The sequence below is a fragment of the Streptomyces cinnabarinus genome (assembly GCF_027270315.1).
GTDB classification, from domain to species: Bacteria; Actinomycetota; Actinomycetes; order Streptomycetales; family Streptomycetaceae; genus Streptomyces; species Streptomyces cinnabarinus.
This window is the reverse complement of record NZ_CP114413.1, coordinates 7,164,592-7,184,161: the sequence shown is the minus strand read 5'-3', so window position 1 is coordinate 7,184,161 and position 19,570 is coordinate 7,164,592. Positions and strand designations below refer to the sequence as shown.

The window sequence follows — 19,570 nt, the reverse complement described above, 5'->3', positions numbered from 1 at the left end:
GTGCACTGTCCCAGTTGCCTCCAGGAACTGCACCTGGACGAAAAGCAGTTGTTCCTCTCCGACCCGCAGACGAACAACATGGTCTCGTGGGACCCGAGTTCGGAGCCCAACCGGATGCGGCGCCAGGACCAGCTGAACCGCGCTTTCTTGAAGTGCCCCAACGACAAACCGGACCGGCATTTCCTGCCGGTGCCGTACCTCATGTTCGGCAAGCCGCTGACCATCGCCTTCGTCGGGCAGTCAGGCACCGGCAAGACGCATCTGCTGGCGGCGATCATGGCCGAGATCGGCCGGGGCGGCCTGGACTCCCTGGGGATCCGCTGCCGTTCGGTCAACACCTCGCAGCACCACGCCTTCCTGGCCCGGGCGGTCAACCAGCTGGAGGCGGGCAGGGTGCTGCCGGCCACCAGGCCCACCGACTTCGTCGAGTTCACCGACGCCCTGCTGATCACCGTCAACGGGCAGACCAGACCGGTGGCGTTCTTCGACATCGCCGGGGAGTCACTGCATCTGCCCGGGAAGGCCACCGAGTTCCTGCTCGGAGTGGACGCGCTGGTCTTCGTCGTCGACGCGCTCAGGGCGCTGCGGCTGAAGCAGCTGACGCTGGCCCGGGAGGTCGCCGGTGTACCGGCACAGGCGGCGGGGCTGGCCGATCCCACCTTCTCGGCCGTACTGGACCGGCTGCCGCGTGAGGGCGGGCTGTGCGACGTGCCTACGGCCATCGTGCTGAACAAGTGCGACGTGCTGCGCTTCGAACCGCCGATCGATCAGTGGCTGCGCGAGGACGGTCGGCCTCAGAGTGCCCCGGACCCGGTGGATGTCTTCCGGGAGAGCCAGGACGTGTTCGCGTTCCTGACACACCATCAAGCCACGCCGTGGCTGCGTCCGTTCATGGAGTGCCGTCGCTGCACCCTGCACTTCGTCTCGGCGACCGGCATGTCCCCGGCCGTTCTGCCCGCGGCCGGCGGCTCCTCGGCGACCGGTTCGCCGACCGCCTTCGCCGGCGGCGTCCGCCCCCGCCGGGTGCTGGGCCCCCTGCTGTCCGTGTTCCAGATGTGGGGTCTGCTCGAACCGCCCGTGTCCGTAGCGCGGCTCAGAGAGGTGTGAGAACGTGCTCGTCTCGAACGCCGAGGTACACCAGGTCCTTTGTGCCTACGACCCCGAAAACCCCGCCGGCAACACAGGTTTTGGTCCCGTCGCCTCCTCCCTGCCCACCCTGGCGGAGGTCAGCCTGTTCAAGCTCGCGGGTGCCATCCTGCGCCCTCCCGGAGACTCCGCCGCCGGAAACTCGATCGCGTACGAGCGGCTCTCCTCGGACCAGGACCTCATCGTGCGCCGGGTCGTCGCGATCGACTCTCTGAACCGGGAGAACCTGCTCAGCCAGGCCCTAGTCGCAGGGCGCGGCCAGTTCACCGCCGAGCTGGCCCTGGGACTGGACCAGGCGGACTGGCCGCTGGGGGACGGGATCACGCGTGTACAGCTCGGCGATCGGCTCCCGCGCCCGGACCTCGCCGAGCTGGACCGCCTGGGCCGGGCGGGCGCGGACCGGTTGCGGGAGGTCAGCCGGGGGGCGGCGCTCACCGAGGCCCTGTGCCATCTGACGGCATGGGTGCTGACCGATCCGCTGCCCAGGCTGTCGGTCGCCGCGTCCCAGGTCGGCGAGGAACCGCGAGCGGTGCTGCTCGGCCTGGTGGACATGTTCTCCGTGCTGGTCCCCGGCCGTTGGACCTTCTCCACACAGGAGTCCGCCGAGTCCGAGGCCTACCGCCTCATCGTCATGCCGGAGTGGCCCCGCCCCGGCAGCCGCGACTACGGGCGGTTGCGCCTCGGCGGCCGGCCCGCACCCGACGGCGCGGCGCACGCGGCGGCGTCCCTGCTGGTGACCCGCTACCAGGCCTACGGCCTGGCGGGGCTGGAGCTGCTCCGTCGTCAGCAGGGCTGGCACGAGATGAGCGCGGTCGATCGTGCCGAGACCCTGCGCAACCTGTTGACCCTGCATGCCGAGACCACCCCCCACAAAGAGCTGCCGGCAGCTCCAAGTCCCTCACCTCTGGCGTCCCAGGAGTACACCATCGAGGGCGCCGAAGAACTGACGGGGCTCGTCGTCTCGCAGGCGAGCCAGGCCACCGAGGGCCCTGGCGTCCAGGAGTCGCCCACCCCGGAATCCTCCACGGCGTCATTCGATCCGGCACCCGCCCAGCTCGCGCCCTCGCACAGCGCGGGAGATCCCCCGGTCGACGCACCGGATGGGGAGGAGCGGGTCCGGGAAGCCGCCGCGCTCGTCGAGAGGCTGTTCCAGGCCCGCAGCGACGAGGAGGGGCAGGAGCTGCTGCAGGAGGTGGCGAGCCGGGCCGGGGTGTGGAACGAGTCGCAGACCGAGATCGCCTGTCTCACGGCGATTCGCTACGGGCTCGGGCTCCAGTACCGCCGAGTGGACGGGCAAGCCTGCCAGCCGGTGTTCACCCACGACCCGCAGGACCTGTTCGACCTGTTGATCCGCACCGCCCTGTACCGAAGGGACGCCGCCATCGAATGGGCCGTGTTCCTACGCCAGGAGTACGTCGCCGTACTCACCGACCCGCTGCGGTCCGTGGTGCGGCAGATGTTCGAACAGGACGCTCGGCATGAGCTCGTCGTTCACCACGCCTTCTTCGTCGTGATGGGCCGATGGGCGGGTCCCATCGCCCTGCAGCTGGGCCCGCCGGGGAACGTGCCGCCCGTTCCCGGCGAGCCGCCCGCGGTCCCCGCCCGGCTCAAGCGCTCGGCCTGGCGACCGGGCAGGAGGCGGCGCGGCGGAGCCCGAGCGCCGCGTCATGCGGAGGCGGTGCCACGAGCTCAGCCGGAGGGGAACACCGACGACTTCGTCTTGCTCGGCAAGGTGGCGGGGTCCTTCGTCATCATCGTGATGGTCCTGCTGGTGATCGGGGCGATACTGGACAAACAGCCCTGACCCTCGCGCCTGGCGACATGGTCAGAGCAGGCCGATTCCGAAGGTCTCCTCCTCCGGGATGTGGGTCAGCAGCCGGATTCGGGGGCCGCGCCGGCCGTCCTCCCCCTGACGTGACGCGACATGCTGAAGCCGTTCGGCGATCTGATGGGCTGTCCGGCCGAAGGCGACCGCATGGGCGAGGGCGGTACGGCGCCAGCTGCCGTCGGGATCGGAGCCGACGGGGCCGGAGGCCAGCACGGCGGGGACGTAGCCGAGCAGGTGCAGCTGGAACGCGAAGAGGTCGCGCAACTGGGCCTCGGTGCCGTCCGCCGTCTCCTGCGGCAGGGCGTCCAGCACCACCAGCGGAGGCGGTTGCCGCCGCTGGGCGCACAGATGGCGTACAGCACTGTCCACGTCCTCCGGCCGAATGGACCGGGCGCTGCCCGGCAGGCGCAGGGCCGCCCCCTGGTCGAAGGGACGCATCTCGCCGTGCAGGAGGATCACATCGACGGGCCTGTTCCCAGCGACGCCGAGGGGCTCCGGCGAGAGCAGGAAGTCCTCCGTCGCCCGCCAGACCAGCGCCCCGCCGACCGTGTCCGCCGGCAGCGCCCTGGTGGACTCGGGCCCCGGGCGGGGCACGGTGCCGACGGTGTCGCCCTTGACGTCCACCTCGATCTGGGTGACCGGCCGTTCCTCGGCGGCGGCGAGTACGGCCTGCCGCAGATGTGCGGGTACCTCTCCGCGTGCCTCGCGCTGATAGGCCGCCCACGCCTTGCGCCACGACTCGTCGGCCTTGCCGGTGGGCAGCCCCGGGCCCTCGTACCGGCCGAGCCGACGCAGCGCGAACTGGAGGTTGCGGCGGCGTGCCTCCTCCAGCAGCGGGGTGTCGAGCATTTCCGCCAGGGCGTCGGCGGGGATGCCGACGTCGGCGCCGTTCCGAGCGGCGTGCAGGTGCCAGACGGTGGGTACCTCGGTCTCCGTGGTCAGCCGCAGGAGTTCAGCGGCTTCCTCGGCCGCCCTGCGACGCTGCCTTCGCGACTTGTGCTGGGCGCGGGCCATGAGGTCGGCGGCGCGCAGCGTCAGCCGCTGGGCCGGGTCGTGGTCCTCCGCCTCGGGCAGGGGATCGGGCAGCGATTCCGCGGGCAGCAGGCGGTGCAGTCGCAGCCAGGTGGCGTGCACCAGTCGGTTGTCCGGGCCCAGCCAGTGGGCGGCCGTGCGCATCGCGGTGGCCGACCGAGGGCCCCCGCCGAGCATGAGCGTGTCCAGTTCCGCCCTCCACAAGGCCGCCAGCCCGGCGGGCCGACCCGTCTCGCCGGGGTTGGAGCGGTCCCGGCTCAGCAGCCGCTCGAACGCGTCGATCCGTGCCCCTTCCGTGATCAGCGGCTCCTCGGCGATGGTCGCGTACAGCCGTACCTGCTCGGCCAGGAGCATGAACCGGCGGTTCGTGCCGGGGATGGACTCCAGTGCCGTGGTCACCGTCGCGAGGTGATTCCTGACCTCGCCGACCGGCCCGCACACCAGTGCGTGCAGACCGTAGGAGAGCCATTCGGCCGCGGTGGGCGGGGTACCCGAACGTCCTGGTGCGTCCCGGCGGGACCGCAACTGGGTCAGCCAACGCCGCAGCACCTTCTCGGCTTCCTCGAAGCGCCCCCAGCGGTGCAGTAGTGCGCACTCGGCGCCGTTCATGGCCGTGCCGGCCACGCCGCGAAGGTCTTCACGCAACGGCTCGGACCGTGAGATCCACTGGTCCGCCCGCCCCAGATCGCCGGCGACGGACAGCGCCGTCGCGGCCCGCAGGGCCATCACGGACAGGCGTCGCTCGTCGTCGGAGGCTCGCCCCATGGCCATACGGGCGTAGCTCTCGGCCTGTTCGAGTTCGAGCATCTGCGCACTCGCGCGGGCCAGCACCATCAGTGTCTCGAAGGCAAGTTCCGGCTCCACCTGCCCCGACACGGCGGGCAGGGTGACCTCCCGTAGCAGCCGCTCGGCCTCCTCGGCTTCGCCCACGAGCAGTTGCGACCTGGCCTGGAGAAGATCCGCTCGCAGTGCGTCGCGGCTGAATCCGGAACGGATGGAGGGTTCGGCCGTCAGCGGCAGCCCGGAACGCAGCTCCGCCTCGGCAGCCGCGAGCCGCACCCAGTCCTCCACGGGGGCCGGAATCGTCTCCAGCCGCCGTTGCCAGGCCCGTACCAGATCGGGACGGTCCACCAGATCCCAGTCCTGCATGGCGTAGCGAGCCACGAGCCGGGCCTGGGGAGCCTCGCCCGAGACTGCCGCGTCGAACATGGCAGTGAAGGCGCGGTCCGCCTCGGCATGGCTGAAGTGGGCCTGCTCCTGGGTGCGTCCGATCCTGACCTGGCAACTGGCCAGCAGCAGGCGGGCATCGGCGATCCACAGATCTCGCAGGGCGTGGGCGGGACCGTCGTCGGCCTGCCGCGTCTTCTCCAGCAGGCTTTTCAGCAACGCGTACGCCTCGCGTACGGGGGCCAGTCCCTCACGCAGTTCCTCGTGCAACCGCAGGGCAGCGGTGATGACATCGACCCGCAGCCGGTCCTGCCGGACGGGCGGCCGGTCCGGGCAGGTCATATCGGTGCGGCGTGCCACCAGCTTCAGATATCGCTCCACATCGAACCAGCCGGGCCTGCCGCCGTACAGCACGGCGTGCAGCTCGCCATAGGCACGTTCCAGTGCGATGTCGTACCAGAGCTGCAACGGCATGACCCGGGGATCGGGCAGGCCGAGTCCGTCGCGTTCGCTCTCCGGGCTCTCCAGGTCGGCGCTGAGCAGCCGGTCGGCGAGGTCGATCACGGTCGCGAAGTCGCCGCGCTGCCAGGCCAGCGCGATCTGCCGGTGCCAGGTCTGCGCGACGCCGTCGAGGAACGCGTCGCGGTCGCTGTGCCGGTCCACGGCGGAGTGGAGCTGGTGGTAAACCTGCTCGGCGACCCAGCCCGCCGTCTCCTCGGCGCTGCCCGCTTGTTGGGCGAGGTCGGCGCAGCGACGGGCGGCGTCCCGGTGGAACTGGCGCCAGGCCGGCTTCTCCTCGGAGCGCATCGTCCGGCGCAGTTCGCGCCGCACGTTGACGTGCACGTCCAGCCGTGTGTCCTTGGCCCTGATCCACGCCGAGCGCCTGGCATAGCCGATCAACCGGTCCCACAGATCCCTCGGATCCTCTGGTTCGTCCGCTGCGGCTGTTCCGGGCCGGTTGCTGTCCGCGGACAGCAAGGGTACGAGGACCTTCAGGAAGTACTCGTAGGTGGGATGGCGGGCGACCGCGCAGTACTTGAGGGCGTTACGGGTGTAATCGTCCTTGATGTAGCTCAGTTCCCGGTCGACGACGAACAGATACAGCGAGTCGCCCGCGGTCGGCAGCTTGTCCGGGGAACCGGCCAGCAGCGCGAGGACGAGCGGATTGAAGGCCGGTGAGCCCTCGATGTCCTGCGCGCAGACAGCGACTATCCGCTCCGCCTGACCGGCGGCGACGCCACGCAGCCGGAGATAGATCTGCGCCTCGCGGGCCGTGAACGGCTGGAGCCCGAGAGCACGCCACGGTACGTCTCGGAAGGCCGTGCGGAAGACCTCCTGCTCGGTGACGTCGGCCCGCCCCGAGAGCACCACACGCAGCCAGGGCACTTGACGGACGAGTTTGCTGAGCATCCGCAGTAGCGCGGCCAACTCCTCCTCGGGGGCCTGCAACAGTTCGTCAGTGGTGTCCAGACAGAACAGGACGGGTGCGTCGTCGGCGATATCGTTCAGGGCGTCGGCGAACTCGGAGACGATGCACGTCGGCAGCGGGACGGCGTTCCAACGCTGAAGAGGTGTGTTGCCCGGCGGATCGAATTCATGATCCAGATCCCGGCGGCGGTGCCCATAGCTCCTGAGGAAGGCGTCCATGCGCCGAACCGTGTCCCCGCGGTCGAGCACCTGCGCCTGCTCCAGGAACCGCTCGGCGGCGTTGACCAGCAGGAGTTCCGGTAAGTCGAGCAGACGCTGGGACACCATGGTCTGCGCGTCCAGGACGGCGGAGATCACGGGCGGGTGCTGTTGGATCCCGAACCGCGAGACCAGCCAGGCGAGTTGGGTGCTCTTGCCCATGCCGCCGGTGGCGTGCATGTGAATGACGCGGGGCGGTCCGGGCGGGATGCCGTCCGGGACCACGCCGAGCGGCGGGGGCACCGTGCCGTGGACCGCCGACTCCAGGATCCCCTCGACATCACGGCGCGAGACATAGTGCCTGGTCTGTTCGAAGTACTCGTGCAGCCCTCGGCTCATCTCCAATCGGCGTTCCGCCCGCTCGCGGCGGCGCACCAGGTCGGAATCGAGGGCGTCCGCAGCGAATCTGCGCAGATCGTCCGGAGCCACGGCTTCCGCGAGTTTTCGGCACACGGCGAAGTCGGCGACGTTCTCGAACGCCGGGTACCACTTGTCAAACTCCTCGCCCGCCTCCCGGTGTCGGCCGGCGAGCACCAGCAGCCGCAACCGCTCGACCATGGCGGTGTTTCCGTCGGCGCGGGTCAGATGAGAGGCCAGCCGGGCGGCCGTCTCGGCCATCGCGGCCGGCAGTCCCTCGGCCGTGAAGGCCTCCCGGTCGTCCTTCCACCAGGCGGCCCAGGCACCTTTGCGGATCACGCCGTTGAGCTGATACCACCCGGCTTCGGCGGGATACGCGGCGAGTACCCGCCGCATCTCGTCGAAGGAGTAGTCCAGACCGTCGGCGGCGACGGCGAAGACGGGTTCGTTGAGGCACGTCATGAGGCTGCAACGCTTGAGAACCTCGTAACGCACCGGCTTGCGTTCCCGCGAGTCACTGAAGTGTCGGAACGCCTGGTCGTAGTCGTCGTTCCCGGCGCCGGGGACACGTTCTGTCCGTTCCATTCGCCCTTCGCCCCCCTTCTTCGCCTCAGCCGAGCCTGGCCAGTGCGGTATCGCACACGTCCTTCAGGAGCTGCGGGCCGAAGTCTTCCGCAATCGTGCCGAGTTTCTCTCTGACCAACGCGCGCCACTCGGGCATGTCGTGCCAGTCGTAACCCATTCGTGTACCCAATTCCCGCAAAAGCGGACCGCCATGATGTGCCGACCAGCGCTGGAGCGTGACGTCGTTGCGCTCCACCACGAACCCGGCGAGCAGGTCGTCGGTCCGATCGTGGTGCGGGTTCCTGGCGGTCGCCACGACGGTGATGGCACTGTGGCTGTGCAATGCGGGTTTGAACAGCTTCTTCACCAGATACCGGGCTACGGGGCGCACCTTCTCGTTCTCCACGAAGTGGTCGAGAGCCAGTACGAGGTGAGTGTCGGGCGGTGCGGCCTTGACCAGCAGTTCCATCGCGGCGCCGACCAGTTCGTCCCGGACGGGACTGACCCCGGTGTGATAGCCGCCGTCGCCCTGGACGTTGAGGCGCTCCCGTGCGACCAGTGCCTCCACATCGGCAAGCTCGCCGTCGATGTGCCAGCCGCCCTGGCGATCGCTGTGCGTGCGCACGCCCTCGGTCAGCAGGGCCACCGTCTCCAGGACGACGTCGTCGGCCTGTGGCATGTCCTGTGCCGCCCTGGGTGGTTTGGTACTGCCAAGGCGACCGAAGTCCAGGTAGAGGGCGCGGGCCCCCGGCCGCTCCTCCCAGACACGCATGGTGGACAGGAGGAACCAGGTGGTGCCCATCTTGTCGTCCGGCTCGCCGCCGGAGAGCACGATCAGTTGACTGACGTCGGCCCCCGACTCCATCTGTTCCAGCGCCGTCCTGCGCTGACCGACCCGGTCGGTGGCCCGCTCCAGGCTTCCGTACAGATCGGCCGGCGACGGCGGCGGGGGTGCGGAGGCCTTCGGCAACACCAGATCAGGTCGGCAGTTGACGGTCACGGCAGCGGATACCGACGAGTCGTCCTTCGTGGCGGACCGGACAGCCACATCGAGGCTCTCGCCGTCGATCAGCGCGCCGTACAGCCTGGTCAGTGACGCGCACAGATCGTGCTCGGGGTCCGACTCCGGTGCCGGTGTCAGCGATATCACGGCGGGTACAGGTGTCAGGGCATCTGCCCGCGCATAGGGCTCCAGCAGCCGGTGCGCCTCGTCACGAGCCTCGTCGTTGCTGGAGACCACCAGCCGGACGGGGGAGAGATTGAGCCCGCCGAGTTCGTGCGCCCCTTCTTTGAAGAGTGTTCGCGCGGCGCTGCCGGCCAGGTGGAGCACTTGGGGTTTGCTGGCCTTCACGGTCTCGGCAAGCACGCTGTGGCTCACTGGCCCTGGGAGCACGTCGACCTCCCACCGTTCGGCGTGCGCGTGAACCGCGTCATGCACAGCGACGTCCTCGTGCCACGGAGGATCGTCCGCCGCCCCCCGTTCCACGTGGGAATCCACCCCCACTACGAGTACCCGCACCGGGAGATCACCGAACGACAACGGCCCACCCGATTGAAAACTGCCAGGGCCGGCAGTGGTGCGCAGCACCCTGGGCACGGCCCGATCCTCCGCGAGCGCCGTCTCCCGCGCCAGAGCCTCCCAGTCCACCGCGCGCAGCTCCGGCTCATGCAGACGCAGCATCAACGAGCCGGGATCCTCCCCCTCGCCCAGGTCCTCCGCCACCAGCTCCCGCACCGACTCCCACAGGGCCTGAGGCCCGCCAGGATCCGTCAGGGCCAGTGGCATGTCGATATCCTTCGGCTCTTTGTGTTCAACACCGCTCTCCCGGACAAACGACCTCTCGACGGAATAGGCCACCGAAGCGGTCTCTCCGGCAGCTTTGATCCTCAGGTGGACGACGTGCGTCATTCACCCACCCCCCACAATCCGCGCACTTTATCGGTGGAACCTACGACTCCGCTGAAAGACCCCTGAACGCCCGCTCCACCTGACCGTCGTCGGCGAGTTTGCGCAGCACTCCTTCCGGATCCAACGCGCCGGGCACCGACTCTTTCCCTTTTGCGAAAAGGACTTCACGAACGCGCCCGCACAGCTCCTCCACGGTGGCCGGGAGCACCCCACGCTCCGAGCGGTCGCGCCGCCACCGCGCACTGTCCGAGTCCCGCTGCCTCAGGACGTGTGCTCCGGTGAGCCGGCCCAGCAGGGCCGCGTACATGTGATGCGCGGGCGTGCTGCGCTTCAAGCTCTCGTGTTCGCAGGCAAGTTGGTCGTCGCCTATACGTCGATGGCAGGCGCCTATGTCCATGGGCGTGCCCTGGGCGTAGAGCAGTCTGAGCGCCTTCAGTTCGTAGTCCCTGGCCGCCTGCATGGCGGAGTGCCCCGCCCGTTCTCCGTTCAGCTCGATCGCCCGGGCGGCCTGCTCCCGCTTGATCCGGGCGCGGGCCGCGTCCGTCATGGCCTGGACGATGACGTCCCCGGAATGTTCGACCACCCGCAGACAGCTGACCAGTTCGTCGTCGTACTTCTCCAACTCGTCCCGGTCTCCGCTCAGTCGGACATCCAAAGCCAGCAAGCACCCCTCCACGGTGTGCAGATGCTCCTCGATGGTGTCGGGGCCCTCCAGGACCAGGTACTGGCCGAGTCGTTCATGGTCGGCACGGGCCAGCCGGAGATGGCGCGTGTACGCAGTCCCGTCCGCCGCGGCCTCGGCCAGCTGTATGTGGGTGTCGCGACGTATGGTGAACAGCTTCTTGCGCAGGATCTCTCCGTCGGCCCAGCGGCTGTGAACCGCGTCGCGGAAACGGACGTCGGCCAGCGACTCGAAGGCGAGCGGGATGCGGTTCAGCGCGTCGGACAGTTTTCCCTCGTCGACCATCACCCGCAGCAACTCGACCTCGACCGCGTCGGCCACGAGGCTGGCTCTGGTGCCCGAGTCGCAGAATTTGAGGTAGTCGAGGGCGACTTCCCGGGCCAAGCTCAGCCTGCCGGTGTCCCTGAGTCCGCTGAGGATCCCGACACTCATGGCCATGGCCAGGGGTGAGTCGTCCACGACGGGGTCACCGGGCCCCTTCCCAAGGAGCACGGACAGACCGGGACGCTCGCCCTCGTCGATGGCCTTGAACACACTGCCCAGGCGGTGGGCCATCTTGAACTGGTCCGAACCCTTGTCTCTTATATCGGCGGTGACTCGCTCCAGTTTGCGCACCGTGTCGTCCAGGCCGCGGGGGCCTCTGCGCGGCCGGGTCATACGGACCGCGACGAAGTGCAGCCATGTCTCCCAGTCGCTTGCGCGCTCCAGGTAAGGCATCGCCTCGGGTATGAGCCGCTGCACGTCGGCCGTTCTGCCGTGGGTCCGGTGCCTGAGAGCCACCTTCACCCGGCCGGCGGTGTGCCGGATGGCGATGCGGTCCACCTCGGCCCGCAGCGAGCCGTCCGTGTCGAGCCAGGTCTCGTGGTGACGCCGTACCGCCGTGGCGACTGCGGGTTGCATCCGTACCTTCACGTGCATCCCGTCCGTCGGCAGCAGACAGTCGACCAGGCAGTCATCGGCCAAGGACTCCAGCAGGCGGCGGAGTTCGTCCTTCTCCTCGCTCGCCGAAGACACTTCACCCTCGGTGCCCTCCGGATCCGGGACCTGGCCGACGAGGCGCTGCCGATGGCCGCGCAGCCCCGCCCACACCTCGGCGAGCAGGCCCGGCGCGCAGTCGTCGTCCGGATGCAGCACCCGGTGCCGGGAGCTGAGCCAGGACAGGGCGAGGAGCAACAGATGGCGTGGATCACGGCGCGGGATGCACCGCAGCGCGCCTACCGCCCACTCCTCGATCAGCCGCCAGTCGTCGGGAATCGGCTCGGCGGTGTCCTGCCCCAACGCATCGCCGTCCACGGTCGCCAGGCGTTGCAGCCGTTCCGTGCCGTCGGGCTCCGACGCCACTTTGTCGGCGAAGCGCAGCAGACCGGGATGTCCCTCGGCGCGCGCGAGCACGATGTGCACGAGCTTGCGCTGGTCCTCGCCGGCCACGTCCCGGGAGGCCGCGCTGATGATGCCGCCGAGGTCAGGGAGGCTCTGGGCGTACAGGAACGCCTCGGCCGGGGACAGGAGGGGGACGGGAACATCGGGCATCCGGCGCTGGTCGAGGTGGAGCGGTAGCGGGCTGGTGATCAACAGCCGGGTTCCGGGCGCCCGGTGAGCGGTCATCGCGTTGATCAACCGCTGCCAGTGCGGGTCGAGCCAGGGGCCGACCGCGGCGGGGTCGTGGCCGTTGGCGGAGGGCGTCCCCAGCTCCCGGGGCGTTTGCGCGATCAGGTTTCCCACGTCGCGCAGGAAGAACAGGAAGTACTCGGTGTTGTTGTTCGTCAGGCGTTCGTCGATGTCGTTGCACAACCGCTCGAAGGCAGTGTCGTCGGCGAGGAAGTCCCCCAGCTGCTTCTGCGTGGGCACGCGCTCCTCGCGGATCTCGAACGCCTGGCGTAAAGCGGACTGCTCCAGCAAGACGCCGACGAACCCACACAGAGCTTCCCAGGGCTCGGCCTCCATCTGTCTTCCCTCGGGCGGGTACTCCACGACGTGCCGGTAGCGGTGGACGTACTGGCCGATCAGCTCGCGAGCACAGGCCTCCTTGCCGACACCGGTCATACCGTGCAGGACGGCGCCGTTGGCCTCGCTGCCGCCTATCCGGGCGAAGATCTCGCTGGCCTTCCACATCGGGTCGTGATGGCCGATGAGGCTGCACGCGGGGTGCTTGAGCGTCGGCGGATCGGGGCTGCGGAGCGGCGGAGGCTCCACGACCAGCCCGCAGGCGTCGGCGCCGTAGATCACGGGTGCGGCGAGGTCGAGCGTCTTCAGCGTCCGGCACTCGGCCAGCGCCGCGCCCACCGCACGGGGCAGGGTCAAGCCCTGCGTGAGCAGATAGTCGTACACCTTGGTGATGAAGGCGACCGCGGCCTGGTCGCCGATCCGGTGCCGGAAGGCCAGTACGGCGCAGCCGAGGCTCCGGGCCAGCTCCACGGCCAGACCGTCGCCGTCCGGCCCGGGGCTCACCGACGTCCGGGGTTCCAGCGCGAGGTGCGAGGGTACGCGGAACATCTCCAACTGGTCCGCGATCGAGGGACTGCTGGCCGGCCTCGTGGTGATCACGGCGAGCCGCAGACGCTGGTCGTTGCCCCCGGTCGCCAGCATTTTGACCAGCTCTCGGGCGCTCAAGGGTGACTTCGTGCCGGCCGCACCGGTGCGGGAGACCGCCGACCAACTGCCGGCAACTCCGCGATCGGCCAGGTGAAGGATCATCTGCCAGCGACCCGAGTCCCGCCGGCTGTCGGAGCGCTTGGCGCTCTGCACCTGATCCTTGAGCTGATCGTGTGTCACATGGTACGAGAGCGTTCGCGTCGTGATGTCCAGGCCGCTGCCGTCGGCGGCGATGTCCCGCACCTTGGCGAACACCTGTGACTGCTCGGCATGCAGGTCCAACGGCTCACCGGCCATGGTGCGGTTGAAGACCCCCACGAGATGCAGCGGGGCGTCGGCCTCCGCCCGGCGGGCCGGTTCGACCCTGGACGAGCCCTTCGCCGCCACGTCGTGGACGAAGGTGAGTCCGCGGTCCACGAGGGAGCCGTGGGCGTCCGCTGCGAGGAGGAGCGGGTAGCCGAGCACCTCCCGTTCCGGGCCGTCCGGATCCAGCCGGATCAGTACCGTCGAGGGCCGCCCCAGCGGCAGCCTGTCCCAGATCTCCTGGGTGAGCACCGAGGTGCGCAGCCAATGGCCCAGTCGTCGCAGTGTGTTGGCCTCCCCGGCCTCGTCGAGCCGCCTGTGCCACATGAACTTGTGCAGGTCGGTGAGGAAGTCGTAGTTCTCGAGGTGACTCTCCGCACTCGCTTTCAGATCGACTTGGGACTCATGCCGTTCCCCCGACCCGCCCCCACCGCTGATCCGCCACCGCCATCGCGGTCCGTTTTCGTCCTTGCTGAAGTTCAGGACTTCAAGCAAGACGTCGTAATCCCCCGACACGTTCTCAGCCCCCTAAGAACCCCGCGCATATGCCAGTGCAGAGCAGAGTAGACCCATGGGGGCCTCGTACGCCCCGCACCGGCGGAGAATTACTCTCGCTCTTGACGACGGGTTCTTCGGGCTCGATCTCGCGACACAATAGATCGAATATAAATGCGAATTCGATCTCAGTGCTCGCGAATCCACCTTTTCAACTCCTCCACCGTCCCGGCATGGCCCTCCGCGTCCATCAACCGACCGGGGCTGCCGAAGGTCCGGCGCAGGACCTTGCTCGCCAGCGCCGACGTGCGCGGGTCCCGTGCCAGCGGCCCGAGTCGGGGAAGAGCGCGCAGGATCTCCACCATCTCCCCGCACGTCAGCGGAGGCAGCGCCGTGCGAGGCAGCACCGGAGTGAGGTCGGGCAAATCGGACCGGGAAGTCAACAAAATTCTGCCGGGACCGTCCGCCGTGGTGAATTGTTCGACCAGGGCGCCAAAACGAGGATCCTGAGCAATCGCCCGGTCGACGGCGTCGAGCACGAGGAGAAGCCGGAGAGTGGTCGATTTGTCGATCAATTTCTCCCATTGCGACGCACGGCAGAGCCCGCCGAGCCCAGGCGCATGAATGATCAGATTCCGCAGGAGTTCGCGGAACGGGTCCTCCGAGGACGGGGAGATCACCTCCTTCCAGGCCGGTCTCGGATGCCAGAGGATCACGTCGAAGGACTCGCGGTGATCGTGCGCCAGCAGCGACGCGCACGTCGTCGCACCCATGCCTTCCTCGCCGTGAATCACGGCACCTCGCGCTCCGCTGCCCACCGCGAGCGCGCCGCTCACCCCGGTCATCTCCCGCAGACGTCCGACAAAGGAGCGCGGCCGGTCCGGAAGCGCGCCGACGCCGGGTCTCGGGAGACCGCGCACGGGTCCCCGCGTCATGGGGCGATCGGGCAGCCGCAGGGACCGGGCGGCGCCGCCGAAGAGCACGGGCGTCGCCGCGGCGAACAACGGGGTGCGGTGTTCGGTGAGTTCCGCGTCCTCCACGCAGTCGACGAGCGCGTTGTGCATGGCCTGGGGAAGCGTGTGGTCGTGGCGCAGAAGGTGGGTGTAGAGGCGTACGGCGAAGGCGCGGGCGAAGTGATTGGTGACGGGGAAGCGCATGGCGACGACGGCGCAGCCGAGGCGCTCGGCGACGGAGGCGGCCAAGGAAGTGAGGGCGGACGCCGGGGCCGGCCGGGCATCGCCCTCCTCGTCCGAGGTCTGGCCGCCCGACCAGCAGGCGGAGAGGAGCACCAGCCGGGTGCGGCCGCACGCCGGGTCCAGAATGCGGACGAGGTCGGGCGTGCCGACCTCGTCCGCCGTGCCGTCGGTGCACTCCAGATACAGGCGGCCGGGGCGCCCGTGGGCCACGACATGAAGGACATCCCAGCCGGCGGGTTCACGCAGCATGCCGCGCAGGGTTCGGCGGCTCACGCCGAACTGCCTCGTCCGCAGCTCCACAGGGACGGTGTCGCCGCGTCCGCCTGCCGCCAGATCGAGCAACTCGGCACGCAGGAAGGCCCGGTGCGCTCCCAGGTCCACGGGAGCGGTCGTCTGCGGCAGGCTGAACAGGGCGAGCATACGCAGGTGCGATGGCAGGGTCGGGGACGACTCCACGGCCGCCCGGGACTCGGGCCGTACCCCGCGCACGAAGACCACGCCGTGCAATGACAACGGGACGTCGTCGACGAGCGCCAGCTCCCACGGAAGCATCTCGAAGTCACGCAACTCCGCAGGCAGTCGGCACTCCACCACAACCGGTCCCAGCGCCTTGAGACGGCCCGCCATGTCACCCAGTCCGGTCCGGCTGATCGACTCGGCGCAGGCCCGCACCGCCTCCTCCAGGGCCCCGGTGCCCACCCTCTCCCTGCGCAGCTCGTCGATCCGTCCCGGCAGCGCGTACAGCACGTCCAGTTCTTCCGGTGCGTCGAGTCGCACCTCGGTGAACTCGGTACCCGCGCCGCCCGGCCGCTTCAGCGACCAGATCCACCAGTCCGGCCGACCGCTCGCAGGATCCAGGTGGAATTGACGGATCCCGAGCACCGCGGATCGCTCCATGCCGAAGCGCGTTCCCTTCTGCACGCCTGATACCGATTTCAACTCGCTTTTTTTCAAGGGTTATTGATGCACCATCAAACGCCCTACGCTACGTCATCCACGACTCGGGCTGTCGACACCACAGCGGGGGGACCGCGATGCCCAACGGCCGTTACAGGAAGTACATCGAGCATGTCCGCGCCGATCTCGCCATGGAGCCGTCCTGGCCGCCGTCCGCCGACCGGCGACTCGGTGATGTGGGTGTGTTCCGGCAGGGACACTTCGAGCGCAAGGGCACACTGGAGACATTGTTCGGCCTGGCAGTCAAGCCCCGACCCGTCAAGAACAGGACCACGGTCTATCACGGTGATTCCAAGGGCACGGTGCGAGTCCACCACAATTCGGCCATCGGAGCCGGAGCTGCGCTCGTCACCGCCGACAGCTCACTCGTCCTGGAGTTCGACAAGGCGGACTCGGTTCTCTTCCACGCTACGGGCTGCCGCACCGAGGAGATCGACCGTATCGAGGCCGTCGAGCAGCTCATGAAGGAATTGCACGGCAAAGGCGAGTGGCCGCGCAAGCAGGTCGTGATCACCGAGGTCACGCACGCCAGGCGCACCACGGCCGTCATGTGCAGCAAGCGCAACGACCGCATGTCCCTGCGCGCCGCGGCCGATCCCACCGTCACCGGCCTCGATCTGCTCACCGCTTCCGGCGGCCTGCAGTGGACGGGCGGCTCAGCGGCCAGCCTGCAGGTCCTGTCGGAGGGCCGGCTCACGCCTCTCTACCGGGCGCGGGGCATGATCCGGCACCTGTTCCGGGCCGACGAAGTCGGGTTCCTGGACGACGTGGAGGATGTCGAGGGCGACGACGCGGAGTGGTACGTGGACGATGTGAGCAGCCTGGACTTCGACACCCTCCCGTGACGCGGCGAGGCGGTCAGGCGTCCTCGGGGAGCCCGAACGTGCCGTACTCGGGCCTTCCCGCCAGGTCGTACGACTGGATGGAGACGCCCGTCGAGGTGACGCTGCCGCCGGTGCTGCGGAAGGCGGTCGGGGTGGTGCCCTCGGTGAAGAGCCGGTGGCCCGCTCCCAGCACGACCGGGAAGGTCAGCAGGTGCAGCGTGTCCAGGACGCCGCTGCCCAGCAGGGCCCGGACCAGAGCGCCGCTGCCGTGGATCTGGAGCTCGCCGTCCGTGCGCTCCTTCAGTGCGGTCACCTCCTTGGCGAGGTCGCCGTCGATGACGCTGGTGCCGGCCCATTCCGGGGCGGTGAGGGTGGTGGAGGCGACGTACTTCGGCAGCGAGTTCAGCCGTCCGGCGACCGGGTCCTCGGGGTCCGTCACCTTGGGCCAGTAGGAACTGAAGATCTCGTACGTACGGCGGCCGAGGAGGAAGGCGCCGGCCCGGTCGAAGACGCCGCTGATGAACCGGCCGAAGTCCTCGTCGTCGTAGGGGAAGGCCCAGCCGCCGTGTTCGAAGCCGCCGCGGGTGTCCTCCTCGCGGCCGCCGGGGGCCTGATAGACGCCGTCGAGGGTGACGAAGAGGGTGGAGACGAGCTTGCCCATGAGGGGTGCCGCCCTTTCCGGGGATGTGGGGGTCTGTCTGTCATGAGGTCAGACCCCGTCGGCACCCGCAACTCATCGGCCGTCGGGGGACGCGCTGCCCGGCGTGGGTGGAGAACCGTGTCCGTTCGCCGCCAGCGTGCGGAGCTGTCGCCCGCTGTGATGGGCGCATGACTTCTTACGACGGAACTCTCCCCCTCGACGGCAAGGTGGCTCTGGTGACCGGTGGCAGCCGGGGCATCGGGGCGGCGACGGCGGTACGGCTGGCTCGGGCCGGGGCGGATGTGGCCGTGACCTATGTGAACGGCAAGGAAGCGGCGGCGGACGCCGTCCGGGCGGTCTCCTCGCTCGGGCGGCGAGGAGTGGCGCTGCGTGCGGACTCCTCGGACGCCGGGGAGGCGGCGGGGGCGGTGGAGCGTACGGCGGAGGCGCTGGGTGGGCTTGATGTGCTGGTGAACAACGTGGGCGTGGGGGTGCTCGGGCCGCTCGCGTCGCTGTCTCCGGATGAGGTGGACCGGGTGCTGGCGGTGAATGTGCGCGGGGTGTTTCTGGCGTCCCAGGCGGCGGCTGCGCGGATGCCGGAGGGTGGGCGGATCATCACGATCGGGACGTGCATGACGCAGCGGGTGCCGGGGCCCGGGGGGACCTTGTACGCCATGAGCAAGTCGGCGTTGGTCGGGTTGACGAAGGCGCTGGCGCGGGAGCTGGGGTCTGTGGGGATCACGGCGAACATCGTGCATCCCGGGCCGATCGACACGGATATGAATCCGGCGGATGGTCCTTATGCGGCTGGGCAGGTGGCGATGACTGCGCTGGGGCGGTTCGGCACGGTGGAGGAGGTGGCGGCGATGGTGGTGCATCTGGCGGGGGCGTCGTATGTGACGGGAGCGGAGTTCTCGGTGGACGGCGGCCACGCGGCCTGAGGCCGAGAGTTTTTCGCCCCCGCCGCCCCTACCCGTCCCGTCCCAGGGGGCTCCGCCCCCTGGACCCTCGCTCCTCGAACGCCGGAGGGGCTGTCTTCAGCCCCTCCGGCGTTCGAGGAGAGGTCGGGTCAGCCGCCCAGTTCCTGATGGCGCGTCTCCAAGGAGCGCGTGCCCGTCTCCGTCAGGGAGCCGTGCAGGCGTAGGCGGGAGATGCCTCCGTCCGGGTAGATGTCCACCCGTGCGTGCGTGGCCACCGCCGGGGTCGGGAGGAGGAAGCGGTGGTTCGTGTCGGGCTGGAGGCGGGTTCGAGGGAGGATCTCCCGCCAGGCGTCCGTCTCACCGTCCCGGACCGACACCGACGCCCAGCCCGCGCTGTTGCCCTTCAGATACGCCGTGTCGATCTCGATCGCGCGGATCTGCGACTGGGACACCAGGCGGTACTGGATCCAGTCGTTGCCCTGGTCACGGCGGCGGCGGGTCTCCCAGCCGTCGTCCATCTTCCGGGAGCGGCCGGGCTGGATCGTGTTCGTCGCCGGAGAGTAGAAGAGGTTCGACGCGTCCTCCACCTGGCCGCCGTTCTCCAGCGCCACCACGTCGAAGGTGCCCAGCGCCGCCAGCCACGACGGGTCCGGGACCACCTCGCCGTACACCCGCAGGCGTGCGATGCCGCCGTCGGGGTGCTGGTTCACCCGGAGGTGGGTGAAGCGTTGTTCCGCCGAGACCGCGAAGCCGTTCGCCGCGTGGCCGCCCACCGGCGTGCGCGGTACCAGCGTCGTCCACTTCACGTCGTCGCCCAGCAGTTCCCCGGGCGACGGCGAGCCCGCCACCGACGTTCCCTCGATCGACACAGCCTGCGGGTAGTTGCCCCGGAAGTGCGCCGTGTCGACCACGATTCCCCGGATCACGCCCGGGGCACCCAGGCGCACCAGCGCCCAGTCGTGGTCCTCCGCCGTCGGCCACGGGTGCTGCGCCGACGCACCACGTCGCCGCCGCGTCTCCCAGCCGTCCATGATCTTGCCCTTGTGCCCGAAGTGCTCGGGGTCGAACTCCGCCCGCTCGGGCACCAGCAGGTTCTCGCGCTGGGCGAAGAACTCGTCGTTGGCGGCGATGACACCGGCCCCGAGCTGCCGGTCGGCGAGGTTGGCGTACTGGGTGAAGGGGAAGTCGGCGGTGCGGTAGTCCGCGTACGGGTCACCGCCTCCGTACGGGTTCGCGTCGCCGGTGAAACTCGGAATCGCCGTCACTGCATAT

General features: G+C 69.3%; 10 protein-coding genes. 4 read left to right on the top strand and 6 right to left on the bottom strand.

Going from position 1 to position 19,570, the window contains the following annotated elements; translation table 11 throughout:
* Complete coding sequence (locus tag STRCI_RS32500) at positions 1–1,107, top strand: ATP-binding protein (protein WP_269662527.1); 1,107 nt, start codon at positions 1–3, stop codon at positions 1,105–1,107.
* Between the two features lie 4 nt (positions 1,108–1,111).
* Positions 1,112–2,950, top strand: a complete 1,839-nt coding sequence (locus tag STRCI_RS32495) for a hypothetical protein (protein ID WP_269662526.1) — start codon at positions 1,112–1,114, stop codon at positions 2,948–2,950.
* Between the two features lie 21 nt (positions 2,951–2,971).
* Here STRCI_RS32495 and STRCI_RS32490 read toward each other — a convergent pair whose 3' ends face one another.
* The 4 genes from STRCI_RS32490 to STRCI_RS32475 all read right to left on the bottom strand — a co-directional run bounded on the left by STRCI_RS32490 (position 2,972) and on the right by STRCI_RS32475 (position 15,854).
* The gene (locus tag STRCI_RS32490) at positions 2,972–7,801 is read right to left on the bottom strand and encodes a hypothetical protein (protein WP_269662525.1); all 4,830 of its coding nucleotides are present in this window, start codon (positions 7,799–7,801) and stop codon (positions 2,972–2,974) included.
* A 25-nt stretch (positions 7,802–7,826) separates the two neighbouring features.
* Positions 7,827–9,689, bottom strand: a complete 1,863-nt coding sequence (locus tag STRCI_RS32485; RefSeq protein WP_269662524.1) for a CHAT domain-containing protein — start codon at positions 9,687–9,689, stop codon at positions 7,827–7,829.
* A 40-nt stretch (positions 9,690–9,729) separates the two neighbouring features.
* Positions 9,730–13,761 carry a hypothetical protein gene (locus STRCI_RS32480; protein ID WP_269662523.1) on the bottom strand — a complete coding sequence of 1,344 codons (4,032 nt, stop codon included), beginning with the start codon at positions 13,759–13,761 and terminating at the stop codon, positions 9,730–9,732.
* Between the two features lie 188 nt (positions 13,762–13,949).
* The gene (locus STRCI_RS32475; protein WP_269662522.1) at positions 13,950–15,854 is read right to left on the bottom strand and encodes a CHAT domain-containing protein; all 1,905 of its coding nucleotides are present in this window, start codon (positions 15,852–15,854) and stop codon (positions 13,950–13,952) included.
* A 137-nt stretch (positions 15,855–15,991) separates the two neighbouring features.
* Here STRCI_RS32475 and STRCI_RS32470 point away from each other — a divergent pair, with 137 nt between their 5' ends.
* Positions 15,992–16,759: a hypothetical protein gene (locus STRCI_RS32470; RefSeq protein ID WP_269662521.1), complete on the top strand. Its 768-nt coding sequence runs from the start codon at positions 15,992–15,994 to the stop codon at positions 16,757–16,759.
* Positions 16,760–16,772: 13 nt separating this feature from the next.
* On the opposite strand, the gene STRCI_RS32465 is transcribed toward STRCI_RS32470, so the two are convergent.
* On the bottom strand, positions 16,773–17,399 hold the full coding sequence (locus STRCI_RS32465) for a dihydrofolate reductase family protein (RefSeq protein WP_269662520.1): 627 nt from the start codon (positions 17,397–17,399) through the stop codon (positions 16,773–16,775).
* 167 nt (positions 17,400–17,566) lie between these two features.
* Here STRCI_RS32465 and STRCI_RS32460 point away from each other — a divergent pair, with 167 nt between their 5' ends.
* Complete coding sequence (locus STRCI_RS32460; protein WP_269662519.1) at positions 17,567–18,319, top strand: SDR family oxidoreductase; 753 nt, start codon at positions 17,567–17,569, stop codon at positions 18,317–18,319.
* Positions 18,320–18,447: 128 nt separating this feature from the next.
* Here the strand turns inward: STRCI_RS32460 and alc are convergent, their stop codons facing one another.
* Complete coding sequence (gene alc, locus STRCI_RS32455; protein ID WP_269662518.1) at positions 18,448–19,563, bottom strand: allantoicase; 1,116 nt, start codon at positions 19,561–19,563, stop codon at positions 18,448–18,450.
* Between the last annotated feature and the right edge of the window lie 7 nt (positions 19,564–19,570).